Origin of the sequence: Flavobacterium sp. 120 (genome assembly GCF_003633605.1) — a bacterium.
Lineage (GTDB): Bacteria > Bacteroidota > Bacteroidia > Flavobacteriales > Flavobacteriaceae > Flavobacterium > Flavobacterium algoritolerans.
In genome coordinates, this window is record NZ_RBKZ01000001.1 from 1,531,658 (window position 1) to 1,544,555 (window position 12,898).

Below are 12,898 nucleotides of genomic sequence, written 5' to 3' on the forward strand. Positions count from 1 at the left end.
GCTGATAAAATATTAAATATTAAAAAAACTTTAAATGTTTAGTTCTTTTTTAGTCTTTTAACGGGCTTTTCTATAGGTTCATTTTTATTTTGAAGGATGTAATTAGCCAATAATTTTTCAATTAATTCATCTTTAGTCAAATGATGAAAAACCGTTTTTATTTTTTCTTTTAATTCTGGGGCTACATCATGATTGGGTTTTGTCTTGAAAATTTGCTTCGCCCATAATAACGTATTATTTTCTTCGATGCTGGCAACAGTTGGTTTCTTGAATTGAGTAAATTTAATTCCCAACTCTTTTTCGAAATCAGCAATTTCCACTACTTCTTCCGGTTGTAAAACCGTCAAAGAAAGTCCCTTTGCTCCTGCTCTGGCTGTTCTTCCGCTACGGTGTACATACGCTTCGTAAACATCCGGCAAATGATAATTAACTACATAAGAGATTTCTTTTACGTCAATTCCTCTTGCCGCTAAATCCGTCGCTACTAATATATTGATATGTCCTTCACGGAATTGCTCCATGATTCTGTCTCTAATTCCTTGTGATAAACTTCCGTGCAATGCACCCGAAGAAAATCGGTTGATGGCTAAGTTTTTAGCTAATTTGTTGACTGCAGCTTTCGTTTTGCAAAAGATAATTCCTCGTTCTCCTTCTTTAGAATTCAAGAAATGCATTAAAACATCTAGTTTTTCAATAGGATCCACCACAATATATTCATGGTCAATTCCTTGATTTCCTATCGTTTCCATGTTGGCACTAACTTGCACCACATTTTTATTTAAATAGTTCTGAATTAATTGCTTAATGGTTCCTGGCATGGTTGCCGAGAATAAAAAAGTATTGTGAGTTTTAGGTAATTCAGATACAATTTCATCTAAACTTTCTTTTAGAATAGTTACCATTTCATCGGCTTCATCGAGCACGAGGAATTTGGTTTCTTTTAAGTTTATTGCTTTGCGCTGAATCAAGTCAATTAATCTTCCCGGAGTTGCCACAACAATGTGCGTTGGCAATGAAAGTCTTTCGATTTGAGGTTTTATCGGAATTCCTCCACAAGTTGCTGCAATAGAAACTTGAGGTAAATATTTAGCAAAATCTTCTAAGTTTCTAAAAATCTGGTGGCCTAATTCACGAGTTGGAACTAAAATAACAGCTTGTACAACAGGTAAATTAGTATCTATTAATTGCAAAATAGGCAATCCAAATGCTGCCGTTTTTCCTGTACCTGTTTTAGCAAGTCCAACCAAATCCGCAGTGTTTGATAAAAGTAACGGAATTGTTTTTTGCTGAATTTCTGTTGGTACAACAATTTTCAATTCGGTAATCGCTTTTAATATGGGTGCTGAAATTCCTAAATCAGAGAATTGTTTTGGCATTTTTTTGGATTTTATATTTTATAAAAAATAGTTGTTTTGTAAACGTAATTTTTAGCCCCGATAGCAGTGAAAATCCTTTTATTTTTTCTTTAAAAATAAAAGATTGTAACGAATAGCGGGATTAGCTCCTTGAAAAGAAAATATTAATCTTCATCCGGTTCGTTCATGATTTTCTCACGATATTTTTTCCCGGTTAACAATACCAGTTTCAATTTGTAATCGTCAACAAGCCACTCTCGGTAATTTTTACTGCACTGACTCAAACATTTTGAATAGCGCTTGATGCGGCAATCGATATCATCATCTAACAGTTTCCCTAATGCTTTCGCTTCTTGCAGGGTTTCAGAATTATCAACACACATGGCAGCGTGCTGTTTCAATGATTTTTCCAGTACTTCTTTGGAACGTAAATTTTGTTTGATGATGAGTTTGTGCTCTTCATCAACATCAAAAGTCACGACTTCGGTTTTACTGAATTTTGCTCTTACATCAGGCGGCATACTGTATTTAAAATACAATTCGATTTCTGTATCATCACGTAAATTCTCTAAGTAAAACTCTGGTGATTTAAAGATGTGTTGCCAGTTTACCGGCTCACTCCACAATCCGAATCGTGCTGCATTATTACCTAAATCGATAACGCTAAAAGTATCTTTATTAGGTAGTTTTCTGGAACCACGACCAATCATTTGGTAATATAAGGTCAATGATTTTGTCGCTCTGTTCAGAATAATGGTTTCTACAGTAGGTTCATCAAAACCTGTGGTAAGAATTCCAACCGATGTTAGAATTGCATCCGGCGTATGCTTGAACCAATGTAAAATATCTTTTCTTTCCTCGTTATTACTGGTGTTGTCTAAGTGACGAATCGCATAACCGGCTTCTCTAAATGTTTCATACACATATAAAGATGTATTGATTCCATTATTGAAAATTAAGGTTTTCTTGCCTAAAGATTTCTCGGTATAGGCATGCAATAATTTTTCCTGCATCGCCATATTCGTGTACAAATCATCAGATGATTTAACGGTGTAATCCCCATTGATACCGACTTTTAACGAAGTCAATCCTACATCATAACTATACGTGACTGCTTTTGCCAAAAATCCATTTGCTATCAAAGAACTAATGGTGTCCCCTACGATTAATTCATCATAGCTTTCATGCATTGGTAATTTAATATTCGAACTTAAAGGTGTTGCGGTAACGCCTAATATGAATGCGTTTTTGAAAGAGCTCAATAATTTTCTGAAGGAATTGTAATGCGCCTCATCAATGATTACCAATCCTACATTATCTAAATGGAGTTTTTCATCGTTGATACGGTTTTTCAAAGTTTCTACCATGGCTACAAAACAAGAATAATCGTTTTGGTCCGGAAGTTCTTTTACTTTACTGTTGATGATTTTGTTTTTTACATCAAAACCCTTCAACATTTTTGAAGTTTGCTTACACAACTCAATTCGGTGTGTTAAAACAACTACTTTTTTATCGTGTTGTGATAAATAACGGCGTACTATTTCTGAAAAAACCACAGTTTTCCCACCACCAGTAGGCAGTTGATATAACAAATGGTGTTGTGGAGGCGCATTATCTATGCGTTCAAATATGGCATCAATATCGCCTTGTTGATACGCATAAAGTTCTTTTTTGTCTTCGATTTCTATTTCTAAAGTGTTTTGGGACATTGCTTATTGTTGGATTTTTGCAAAAATACACCTAAAAAACAGTTTAATTGTCAATTTTAATTAAAAAAAACAGGATTGATTAAATAAAATTGAATTATGCAACCGCTCAATATTCAAATCGTTCTATTATTGCATTAAACTCCGGTTCGTTGAACCACTTTTGCTCGATGGTTTCGGTATGAATTCCTATTATTCTTGTTTTGAAATCATTGAGTATTCCATTTGCAATCAAGAAAATAACGGCTTGCTCAAAAGAATTGAACATACTTTTAAAAAATAAGTCTTGCTTAACGATATGTTCAGAGGAGAATGTTTGTGCAATTTCGATGTTATAGAGCATTACATCGGCAATTAGGAATGGATCTACGCCCAAAAGTGTAAAATGCTTGATGTATTTTTGGGCAACGGAACGCCTCATTTTTGGTTTACTGCGTCTTCCTGCCTTTTTTAAAGGGTAATATTCATTCGAAATTTTGAGTTTGCATTCCTGCAAAAGTGTTTCTTCCTTTGGATTAAAAACAAAATTATAATAGACTTTTACGGGGCTGAATTTCTCGTACAATTCAATAATTTGTTCTTCGAGTTGCTCCTTATTAAGTTCGGCTAAATATTTTTTTAAATCGCGTTTGCTCATTATCAAAGTTTAAGAACACAAAAGTAATTTACTTTAGGAAGGAATGCATCGAAAATCAATGATAATACTTAATTTTGTCAATTATCACTTAAAATAAAATAAATGCTTAAGATTTTTAAGGTTACAGCAATAGTAGAAGGTATATCTGCCTTATTGTTATTTTTCTTTGCTATGCCAATGAAATACATTTTTAATGATCCTATTTATGTCAAACACATTGGAATGGCTCACGGCGTATTATTTACTGCTTACATTATTTTGGCAACAATTTTAAAGTTTAGTGAAAAGTGGGATTTAAAAAAGTATTTTATCATTTGTATTGCGTCAATTCCTCCTTTTGGGACTTTTTACATAGAAAGAAAATACTTGAAAAATGTATAAATTAATAGAAAAAATATTCAATTTTCTATATCCTATATTCAGAAAATGGGGATTAGGCAGCAGTTTTGCTTCTTACCTGAGTCTGTTTATAAATATTGCTATACTTTGCGTTTTGGCATATGCTATTTATGTAGTCTTTCGTCTTATTTTGGTAACAATTATGGCAGTAATCGCCCAGAAAACTAAAACCAAATTTGATGATTTATTAGTATCTAATAAAACGGCTAAATATATTGCACATTTAATTCCGCTGTTGTTTATTTATAAATCGGTTCCAATCATTCTGGAGCGCTATGAATATTGGGAAGGCGTTTTTGGAAAACTTGTTGGGATTTATATTGTATTGCTTGTTTTATGGATTATCCGAACTATTTTCAATGCATTACGAGATTATTTAAAGCTAAAACCAAGATACAGCGATAAACCTATTGACAGTTTTATTCAAGTAATCATGATTGTTCTCTGGGCTGTTGGGATTACAGTGATTATTTCTAAATTATTTGATATTGATCAAAAAGAGCTTTTAACCATTTTGGGAGCTGTTTCTGCGGTAATAATTTTGATTTTCAGAGATACAATTTTAGGTTTTGTCTCCAGCGTTCAAGTATCTATAAATGATATGGTTCGAATTGGCGACTGGATTACAATGGATAAATTTGGTGCCGATGGAGATGTAATTGAAATCAATTTGGCAACAGTAAAAGTTCGAAATTTTGACAATACAACCACCACAATTCCTACATACAGTTTAAGCTCCGATTCGTTTCAAAACTGGCGCGGAATGCTGAATTCAGATGGAAGACGTATCAAAAGACACATTCTTATTAAAACGAGCAGCATCCGATTTTTGGAAGAAGCAGAATTGAGTGACTTAAAGAAAATACATCTTATATCAGATTATATTGACACTCGAAAATTAGAAATAGACGAATATAATTCTAGCCATAAAATTGATAAATCAATTGCTATTAACGGACGAAATTTGACTAATTTAGGTTTGTTTAGAAAATATATTACAGAATATTTATTCAATTATCCGGGATTAAATAAGGATATGTTGATGCTTTGTCGTCAATTACAATCTACATCACACGGAGTTCCTCTCGAGGTTTATGCCTTTTCACATGACAAGCGATTTGAGAATTATGAGTACATCATGTCGGATATATTCGATCATATTATTGCTTCTGTAAAATATTTTGATTTGGAAATTTTTGAAACGGTATCCGAAAATGATTTCAAAGTATAAAAAATTAAATGCATTCTACATTAAAATGAGCGGAGAAAAAGACTTAGAGAAGTTGCTTAAAACAATGAAACCGGAACATATTTTAGGAGAATATGTTTTTTGTGTGGTTCATGATTTGGCAAATCTAAATCTTAACGATGTCATTATGACATTCAAAGAACAGGAAGGTACTACCATAGTGATCAAGAAGGAATTTGCCGATAGTCTAAAATTAGAATATTCTTTTATTGCTTCTTGGATTACTTTAACAGTTCATTCTTCACTGGAAGCTGTTGGATTAACCGCAGCTTTTTCTAATGCTCTTTCGCAGGAAGGAATAAGTTGTAATGTGGTAGCCGCTTTTTATCACGACCATATTTTTGTAGATAAAAAAGACACTGATAAAACAATGGAAATCCTTAATCGATTTTCAAAGTAAAAGCGAAAATATCAAATCTAATTACAAACGATTCTTAACAAATTCAATTTCGGTTTTTCCGTGTGCTTTTGGTTTTCCGTTACCATCTAAATTTACCATTGTAGTGTGATCTATCGTGATAATTGTTTCGCGTGTCATCATATTTCTAGCTTCACATTTTAGGGTTAGCGAAGTATTTCCAAATTTTAAAACATCAATACCAATTTCTATAATATCACCTTGTTTTGCTGAGCTTCTGAAGTTGATTTCCGACATGTGTTTGGTTACAATTCTGGTATTTTCTAATTGAATAATGGTGTATAATGCCAATTCTTCATCAATCCAAGCCAATAATTTACCTCCAAATAATGTTCCGTTAGGGTTTAGATCTTCTGGTTTTACCCATTTCCTAGTATGAAATCGCATAATTTTTCTTTATATCTGCAAAAATAAACTTTTCTTATGGCTATTTTCTTTATTTTTAAAGAAAAAAAAATGAGCGAACGTGATACTTTTTTAAAAGAATTCAGAGGACAAACAATAGGCTCCGTAACCAATCAATCTTCAACCGAAGAATCATTTCAAAATGAAGTACTTAGACCTATTTTAAAACTACAAAACGATTTGTTTATAGCTTCATTTATTAATTACGTAGCAAAAAACAAAGCAGACTTTTATAGCTACACCGTTGAAAAAAAGTTATCGGTTATAGAAAATGCTATCCAAAAAGACATCAAGTTTAGAAATGCATTAAAAGGAATGATAATCGCATTATTCACTTTGGATGAATATGCCGTTTATATAAAAAACTCGTCAAATATCAATAAAAGAATGATGAGTATGTTAATTGAAAGACTAAAAAGTCAAGTCCAATTGTTTGAATTAAAGGAAAACTAAAAAAAGGAATCTTGATTTTTTTAGTTTTAGAAATATGTTAAAAGGAATTGATTTGTTGTTTATAATTTAAAAAACAGCGACATATCCATTCAAATTTTACAATTAAATTACAATTTGACAATCGTAATGTTTTATACAATAAATCTTAATTAAGTATAAATATTTATGTCATTTGCACGAATTTTTTCATTATAATTGTTAAAAATAAAGTTATGAAGGAAGAATATTTTAAATGGCATTCACCCAATCTTAACAGGGATATTGAAATGTTAGTTTTTGGACACGCAGGATATCCTATTATTTTATTTCCCACTTCTATGGGCAGTTACCATGAAAATAAGGATATGGGATTGATTGATTCCGCAAGATGGTACATCGATCAGGGTTTAATCCAAATATTTTGCCCGGACAGCATTGACAAAGACAGTTTTTACAATAAAAATATTCATCCCATACATCGCATAGAAAATCATGTCAGATATGATAAAATGATTTGTCACGAAATTGTTGAAAAGGTAAAGAATAATACTTCTTCAGGAAAAGTTGTTATGGCAGGTTGCAGTTTTGGTGGGTATCATGCGGCCAATTTTGCGTTTCGACATCCAGGATACGTGAGTCATGTATTCTCGATGAGCGGAGCTTTCAATATTAAAAGTTTTATGGATGGTTTTCACAATGATGATGTGTTCTATAACAGTCCTGAAGATTATTTATACGGACTAGATGATTATGAATTATGGAACATGGATATCGTTTTAGGGACTTCTAACTGGGATATTTGTTTTGATGCTAATCTAAAATTAAGCAAAGTACTGAGTGACAGGAATATTCATCATTGGTTGGATATTCGTCAGGAACGCAAGCACGACTGGCCTGTTTGGAAAGAAATGTTTCCACATTATTTATCAAGAATTAAATTTTTTTAAAATTATAAACGTATCAAGATGAAAAAAATCGGAATTTTATTTGGAATGGAAGACACCTTTCCGCAAGCATTTATTGATCGTGTCAATTCAAAAAATGAAAAAGGAATAATTGCCGAAGCTGTTGCAATTGATAAAGTGGTTCAAAATCAAGACGGTGAATATGCAGTAATTATTGACCGAATTTCACAAGACGTTCCTTTTTATCGTGCTTATTTAAAAAATGCCGCTTTAACAGGAACCAATGTAATTAACAATCCTTTTTGGTGGAGTGCTGATGATAAGTTTTTTAATAATGCTTTGGCAGACACGCTTGGAGTTCCATTGCCAAATACGGTGATTCTTCCTTCAGCTGAACATCCTACCGATACAACCGGAAAATCATTCCGAAATTTAAAATACCCAATGGATTGGGAAGGAATCTTCGACTACATTGGATTTCCGGCTTACATGAAACCATACGCTGGCGGAGGTTGGAAAAATGTATACCGATTAGAAAACAAAGAAGAGTTTTGGGAAAAACATCAGGAAACAGGACAATTAGTAATGATGTTACAAGAAGAAATCGTTTTTACGGAGTATTTCAGAGTGTACTGTTTGGGCTGCAAAGCCGTTCGAATTATGCAATACGAACCTAGAAATCCACATCATTTGCGCTATGTAATTGACGGACCTCCAGTAGATAAAAAGTTATTGGCAACTATAAAAGACTACACTTTGCGTCTTTGTAAAGGTTTAGGATATGACTTTAATACGGTTGAATTCGCAGTTCGTGACGGAATTCCATATGCGATTGATTTTGGAAATCCAGCGCCTGATGCCGAGTTGACTTCGGTGGGTGCTGAAAACTTTGAATGGGTAGTTGAAGAAGCTGCTAAAATGGCTATTGCTGCTGCAAAAAAACAAAAACCAGGAAAGATAAATTTAACTTGGGGAACTTTTATAAAAGATGCCGCTGCCGGGAAATAAGATGCTATAGATTGGCGAATGCCTTAGTCCTGATTAAAGTGAAAATTATTTTTTGTTCTGAACTTTTTCAGGACAAAAAATGATTGAAACGGAAAGTGGACACGAGCGAAGCGAACTGACGGAGTAAATAGCTCCTAAAAAAATAAATTAATGAAAAAATTACCTGTTTTTACACTTGGTGTAGAAGAAGAATATCAAATTATTGATCCTGAAACGAGAGATTTACGCTCGCATTTGTCAAAAATTGTGGATGGTGCCAAAATAATTTTAAATGAGCAAGTTAAGGCCGAAATGCACCAATCAGTGGTGGAAGTTGGAACCAATATTTGCCATAGCGTTAATGATGCCAAAAATGAGATTCGGTTTCTGCGTTCAAAAATCGTTGAATTAGCGGATAAACAAGATCTTATTGTTGGTGGCGCAGGGACTCATCCATTTTCAAAATGGCAAGATCAACCCATAACTGACGATCCCAGATACCACGATATTGTTAATGAATTACAAGATGCGGCACGTTCTAATTTGATTTTTGGAATGCATTGTCACGTAGGTATTGAAAACCGTGAAATTGGTTTGCAATTGATGAATCAAGCGACCTATTTTCTGCCTCACATATTTGCGCTTTCGACAAATTCCCCTTTTTGGGAAGGTAGAAAAACTGGCTATAAGTCGTTTAGAACTAAGGTTTTTGACAAGTTTCCAAGAACTGGATTACCGGAATATTTTGATTCTGTAAGTTCGTATGAAAACTATTTAGATACTTTGGTAAAAACAAATTGTATCGATAATCCAAAGAAAATTTGGTGGGATTTACGCTTGCATCCTTTTTATAATACGATAGAATTCAGGATTTGTGACATGTGTTTAACGGTTGATGAAACCATTTGCATAGTAGCTATTATTCAAGCAATTGTGGCTAAACTCTACAAATTGAATATGAACAATACGAGTTTCAATATTTATCGATTGGCGTTGATTAAGGAAAATAAATTTCGTGCTGCCCGCTATGGAATCGATAATAATATGATTGATTTTGGGCTTCAAAAAGAAGTGGAAACTAAAATGCTCATCTTAGAATTACTAGATTTCATTGACGATGTTGTTGATGAATTGGGAAGCCGTGAGGATATTAATTATGTTCATGAAATTTTGAAAAATGGAACTGGAGCTGACAAACAATTAACTGTTTTTGAAGAAACAGGTGATCTTTGCAAAGTGGTGGACTTTATAACTGGCGAATTTACAAAGGGATTGTAAAATATAAATTATCTTTGCGCATCGTTTTTTAAAAATAGTTATGTCGAATAAAATTATAAAAATAGCGCTTTTAGATATGTACAAAGGGGAACCTAATCAGGGGATGCGTTGTATAATTGATGTTGTAAACAGGTTTAGTCCTGTAATTAGTTTTGAAATATTCGATGTTCGGGTAAAATGTGAATTACCGGATATTAAGGAATTTGATATTTATATTTCTACCGGTGGTCCAGGGAATCCATTAATTGGAGATGGAAATTGGGATGTGAAATATTATGCGTTTATTGATACGTTGAACAAATGGAATAGTGAAAATGCGGTTAAAAAGCATGTACTGTTCATTTGCCATTCTTTTCAAATGGCTTGCTTGCATTTTGGATTGGCCACGGTGACCCGAAGAAATGATACTTCTTTTGGTGTAATGACCATTCATAAAACCAAAGAAGGAGTTACAGATCCTTTATTTGAAGGACTTGCTGATCCTTTTTACGCAATTGATTCCAGAGATTATCAAGTAGTACAGCCTAAGCTTAGTGTTTTTGCCAAAAAAGGAGCTAAAATTATTTCGTTGGAGAAAATTAGAGACCATGTTCAATACGAGCGTGCTATCATGGCGGTTCGTTTTACAGATTATTTTGTAGGTACTCAATTCCATCCCGAAGCAGATCCAATTAGCTTTGTCTCTCATTTAAGAAACAAACAGGCAAAAGAAAAAATTAGGGCTATGAAAGGAAAAAGGAAGTTTAGAAATATGTTGGAAGATTTATTAGATGATGATAAAATATACCGAACTAATGAAACCTTGATTCCAAACTTTCTAAGAACAGCTATTAATGACTTGATGAAAACAAAGAAAATGCTTTCTAATTAATAAATTCATTTCGAGATGATTTCAAAATATCGGGAGTTATTTAATGCTCAATTTACAGAAAAGAAATATCAGGAATTTAAAGATGATATTGCTTCCGATTTTAATTATATGCCTACCTTCCGTTTAGGAGAAACGCCTTTTTTTATTTCGAAAGAGCTTAAAAACCAATTGATTGAAGGTTGTAATGAAGTTATTTCTTTTATTCAAAAAGAAGACTTTAAGTTATTAACAGATAAGTCGTTAGAACTAAATCATAAAGTTCCAAATGAGGATGATCACACCACTTTTTTAGCAATTGATTTTGGAATTTGTGAAGAAGACGGAGCTGTTATTCCTAAACTTATTGAAGTGCAAGGATTTCCTTCTTTGTATAATTATCAGATTAATTTATATGATAAATTCAAGAACCACTATCCATTCCTCAGTGAGTTAACCCCATTTATCAATAACATTGAACCACAGGAATATCTGGATATTTTGGAAGAAGCAATTTGCAATAACCATCCAAAAGAAAATGTTATTCTACTTGAAATTGAACCCGAAAAACAAAATACAAAGATTGATTTTTATTATTGCCGAAGAGATATTGGCATACCGATAGTTTGCGTTACTGAACTCATAAAGAAAGGCAAACAACTGTTCTATAAAAATGAAAAAGGCGATGAAATTCTTGTAAAAAGAATCTATAATAGGGTTATTTTCGATGAATTGGATTTGCGAACGGATTTGAAATTAAACTTTCATTTCTCTGATGAACTTGATGTGGAATGGGCTGGACATCCCAACTGGTTTTTTCGAATCAGTAAATTTATTTTACCATTCTTAAAAGGGAAATATTTCATCGAAACAACTTTATTAAGTGAGCTCAAAGAAATCCCACAAGATTTAGAAAATTATGTTCTAAAACCACTCTTTTCCTTCTCAGGAACAGGAGTTATTTTTCATGTAACAAAAGAGGATATTGAAGCAGTTGTCGAAAAAGAACTTTATATTCTTCAAAAAAAGGTAAATTATCTTCCTATTGTACAATCTCCTGATGGGAAAGTAAAAGCCGAAGTTCGGGTGCTTTGTGTTTGGAAGAATGAAGATGCCGCACCTACTCTATTGTGCAACTTGGTACGATTGAGTCGTGGCGAAATGATAGGCGTAAAATTCAATAAAGACAAAGATTGGGTGGGCGGAACACTTGGATTATTTGAGAGGTAATTATTCATGTTGTCAAGCTTAAAGTTTTAGGACTTATATATCAGTTTAGATTCTCATTCACCTTTTATTTTATTCAAAACAAAGACTTTTATATCTAATTTTATTACCATAATTTAGTTGAGCTAATTAAAATTCATTTTTAAGTTTAATTTTTGGTAATAATGTCATTTTAACGCATTGAAATTCGTTAAAATGGAAATTGATTAAAATTTTATAAGTTAAAACTGATTAAATTAAACTAAAAACAGCAAAAAAAGGGATTTCTACCCCTACTTAATTTTTAAAAATATATTTTTTTTCTTGTTTTAACAGATTACAGATAGTGTTTAATGAATTTTTTAAAGCGATTCCCTTAATAATTTGAAAAAAATGGAATTATTCAATAAATTAACATAAAAAAAATTAAGCTATTTTTTTTTTCTTTATTATTGTAAGGTTATAATAATTTAAGAATAATAAACAATTTTAATAATTAACAAATGAATAGAAGAGAAGCACTTAAAAGCGTTGCGTTTTTGATGGGAAGCGCAATCTCAGCAACTACTATGGGCGTTTTATTTGAAAGTTTTACTTTGCCTGAAAAAGAAAAAAATCGAGTATTTTTTTCCGCTTCGGATGAGGAGGTTTTAGCTGAATTTGCCGATATAATTATACCGACGACAGCATCTTCACCAGGAGCTAAAGCAGCAGGACTTGGCGCTTTTATTCCTATGATGATTAGAGATTGTTATCCAGCACAAATGCAAGAGATTTTTGCTTCAGGAATGAAAGAAATGCAAGCAAAATGCTTGAAAGATTTTAATAAAGATTTCTTGGCTATGTCTATTGAAGAACGTCAGAAATTGATGGGAGCTTTAAAAGATGAAACAATTGCTAATGGAAAAGCACCATCTTTCTTTTTGATTGCAAGAGATTTGACTCTTCTGGGGTATTACTCTTCAGAAATAGGATGTACACAAGCACGTGAATACCTTCCTGTTCCTGGTAGATACGATGGAAGTGCCGATTACAAACCTGGACAAAAAGGTTGGGCTACCAACTAATTGTTAT

General features: G+C 32.7%; 14 protein-coding genes. 10 read left to right on the forward strand and 4 right to left on the reverse strand.

Annotated features, from left to right (window positions below; all coding sequences use genetic code 11):
* Positions 1–38: 38 nt before the first annotated feature.
* From C8C87_RS06565 to C8C87_RS06575, 3 genes are all read right to left on the reverse strand, one after another.
* A complete protein-coding gene (locus tag C8C87_RS06565; protein ID WP_121342032.1) occupies positions 39–1,376 on the reverse strand; it encodes a DEAD/DEAH box helicase in 1,338 nt (445 codons plus the stop codon).
* Positions 1,377–1,519: 143 nt separating this feature from the next.
* The gene (locus C8C87_RS06570) at positions 1,520–3,064 is read right to left on the reverse strand and encodes a DEAD/DEAH box helicase (RefSeq protein ID WP_121342033.1); all 1,545 of its coding nucleotides are present in this window, start codon (positions 3,062–3,064) and stop codon (positions 1,520–1,522) included.
* 106 nt (positions 3,065–3,170) lie between these two features.
* Positions 3,171–3,698, reverse strand: a complete 528-nt coding sequence (locus C8C87_RS06575; protein WP_121342034.1) for a DUF6155 family protein — start codon at positions 3,696–3,698, stop codon at positions 3,171–3,173.
* Between the two features lie 102 nt (positions 3,699–3,800).
* On the opposite strand from C8C87_RS06575, the gene C8C87_RS06580 reads away from it, so the two are divergent.
* Genes C8C87_RS06580 through C8C87_RS06590 form a run of 3 tightly spaced genes read left to right on the forward strand, consistent with a single transcriptional unit; the run spans position 3,801 to position 5,746 of the window.
* On the forward strand, positions 3,801–4,079 hold the full coding sequence (locus C8C87_RS06580; RefSeq protein ID WP_099715537.1) for a DUF3817 domain-containing protein: 279 nt from the start codon (positions 3,801–3,803) through the stop codon (positions 4,077–4,079).
* On the forward strand, positions 4,072–5,328 hold the full coding sequence (locus C8C87_RS06585) for a mechanosensitive ion channel family protein (protein ID WP_099715536.1): 1,257 nt from the start codon (positions 4,072–4,074) through the stop codon (positions 5,326–5,328). The genes C8C87_RS06580 and C8C87_RS06585 overlap by 8 nt, the downstream gene beginning before the upstream one ends.
* Complete coding sequence (locus tag C8C87_RS06590; RefSeq protein ID WP_233550012.1) at positions 5,312–5,746, forward strand: ACT domain-containing protein; 435 nt, start codon at positions 5,312–5,314, stop codon at positions 5,744–5,746. Before C8C87_RS06585 ends, C8C87_RS06590 begins: the two co-directional genes overlap by 17 nt.
* A gap of 21 nt (positions 5,747–5,767) precedes the next feature.
* Here C8C87_RS06590 and C8C87_RS06595 read toward each other — a convergent pair whose 3' ends face one another.
* Entirely contained in the window at positions 5,768–6,151 is a 384-nt protein-coding gene (locus tag C8C87_RS06595) for an acyl-CoA thioesterase (RefSeq protein WP_099715534.1), read from the reverse strand.
* Between the two features lie 69 nt (positions 6,152–6,220).
* Between C8C87_RS06595 and C8C87_RS06600 the strand changes: the two genes are divergently transcribed.
* From C8C87_RS06600 to C8C87_RS06630, 7 genes are all read left to right on the forward strand, one after another.
* Positions 6,221–6,622 (forward strand): glyoxalase, encoded by a 402-nt coding sequence (locus C8C87_RS06600; protein ID WP_099715533.1) that lies wholly within the window; start codon positions 6,221–6,223, stop codon positions 6,620–6,622.
* A gap of 212 nt (positions 6,623–6,834) precedes the next feature.
* Positions 6,835–7,548 carry an esterase family protein gene (locus C8C87_RS06605; RefSeq protein ID WP_121342035.1) on the forward strand — a complete coding sequence of 238 codons (714 nt, stop codon included), beginning with the start codon at positions 6,835–6,837 and terminating at the stop codon, positions 7,546–7,548.
* 18 nt (positions 7,549–7,566) lie between these two features.
* Positions 7,567–8,514 (forward strand): RimK family alpha-L-glutamate ligase, encoded by a 948-nt coding sequence (locus tag C8C87_RS06610; RefSeq protein ID WP_121342036.1) that lies wholly within the window; start codon positions 7,567–7,569, stop codon positions 8,512–8,514.
* A gap of 150 nt (positions 8,515–8,664) precedes the next feature.
* Positions 8,665–9,771, forward strand: a complete 1,107-nt coding sequence (locus C8C87_RS06615; RefSeq protein WP_099715530.1) for a carboxylate-amine ligase — start codon at positions 8,665–8,667, stop codon at positions 9,769–9,771.
* Positions 9,772–9,811: 40 nt separating this feature from the next.
* The gene (locus C8C87_RS06620; RefSeq protein ID WP_121342037.1) at positions 9,812–10,642 is read left to right on the forward strand and encodes a type 1 glutamine amidotransferase; all 831 of its coding nucleotides are present in this window, start codon (positions 9,812–9,814) and stop codon (positions 10,640–10,642) included.
* Positions 10,643–10,657: 15 nt separating this feature from the next.
* Positions 10,658–11,848, forward strand: a complete 1,191-nt coding sequence (locus tag C8C87_RS06625) for a hypothetical protein (protein WP_121342038.1) — start codon at positions 10,658–10,660, stop codon at positions 11,846–11,848.
* A gap of 479 nt (positions 11,849–12,327) precedes the next feature.
* Complete coding sequence (locus C8C87_RS06630) at positions 12,328–12,891, forward strand: gluconate 2-dehydrogenase subunit 3 family protein (protein WP_099715527.1); 564 nt, start codon at positions 12,328–12,330, stop codon at positions 12,889–12,891.
* Positions 12,892–12,898: the final 7 nt, after the last annotated feature.

What these genes read in the sequence shown, in the direction of transcription:
- C8C87_RS06565 (WP_121342032.1), bottom strand. Translation starts at nt 1,376, where the DNA reads ATGCCAAAACAATTCTCTGATTTAGGAATTTCAGCACCCATATTAAAA.
- C8C87_RS06570 (WP_121342033.1), bottom strand. Translation starts at nt 3,064, where the DNA reads ATGTCCCAAAACACTTTAGAAATAGAAATCGAAGACAAAAAAGAACTT.
- C8C87_RS06575 (WP_121342034.1), bottom strand. Translation starts at nt 3,698, where the DNA reads ATGAGCAAACGCGATTTAAAAAAATATTTAGCCGAACTTAATAAGGAG.
- C8C87_RS06580 (WP_099715537.1), top strand. Translation starts at nt 3,801, where the DNA reads ATGCTTAAGATTTTTAAGGTTACAGCAATAGTAGAAGGTATATCTGCC.
- C8C87_RS06585 (WP_099715536.1), top strand. Translation starts at nt 4,072, where the DNA reads ATGTATAAATTAATAGAAAAAATATTCAATTTTCTATATCCTATATTC.
- C8C87_RS06590 (WP_233550012.1), top strand. Translation starts at nt 5,312, where the DNA reads ATGATTTCAAAGTATAAAAAATTAAATGCATTCTACATTAAAATGAGC.
- C8C87_RS06595 (WP_099715534.1), bottom strand. Translation starts at nt 6,151, where the DNA reads ATGCGATTTCATACTAGGAAATGGGTAAAACCAGAAGATCTAAACCCT.
- C8C87_RS06600 (WP_099715533.1), top strand. Translation starts at nt 6,221, where the DNA reads ATGAGCGAACGTGATACTTTTTTAAAAGAATTCAGAGGACAAACAATA.
- C8C87_RS06605 (WP_121342035.1), top strand. Translation starts at nt 6,835, where the DNA reads ATGAAGGAAGAATATTTTAAATGGCATTCACCCAATCTTAACAGGGAT.
- C8C87_RS06610 (WP_121342036.1), top strand. Translation starts at nt 7,567, where the DNA reads ATGAAAAAAATCGGAATTTTATTTGGAATGGAAGACACCTTTCCGCAA.
- C8C87_RS06615 (WP_099715530.1), top strand. Translation starts at nt 8,665, where the DNA reads ATGAAAAAATTACCTGTTTTTACACTTGGTGTAGAAGAAGAATATCAA.
- C8C87_RS06620 (WP_121342037.1), top strand. Translation starts at nt 9,812, where the DNA reads ATGTCGAATAAAATTATAAAAATAGCGCTTTTAGATATGTACAAAGGG.
- C8C87_RS06625 (WP_121342038.1), top strand. Translation starts at nt 10,658, where the DNA reads ATGATTTCAAAATATCGGGAGTTATTTAATGCTCAATTTACAGAAAAG.
- C8C87_RS06630 (WP_099715527.1), top strand. Translation starts at nt 12,328, where the DNA reads ATGAATAGAAGAGAAGCACTTAAAAGCGTTGCGTTTTTGATGGGAAGC.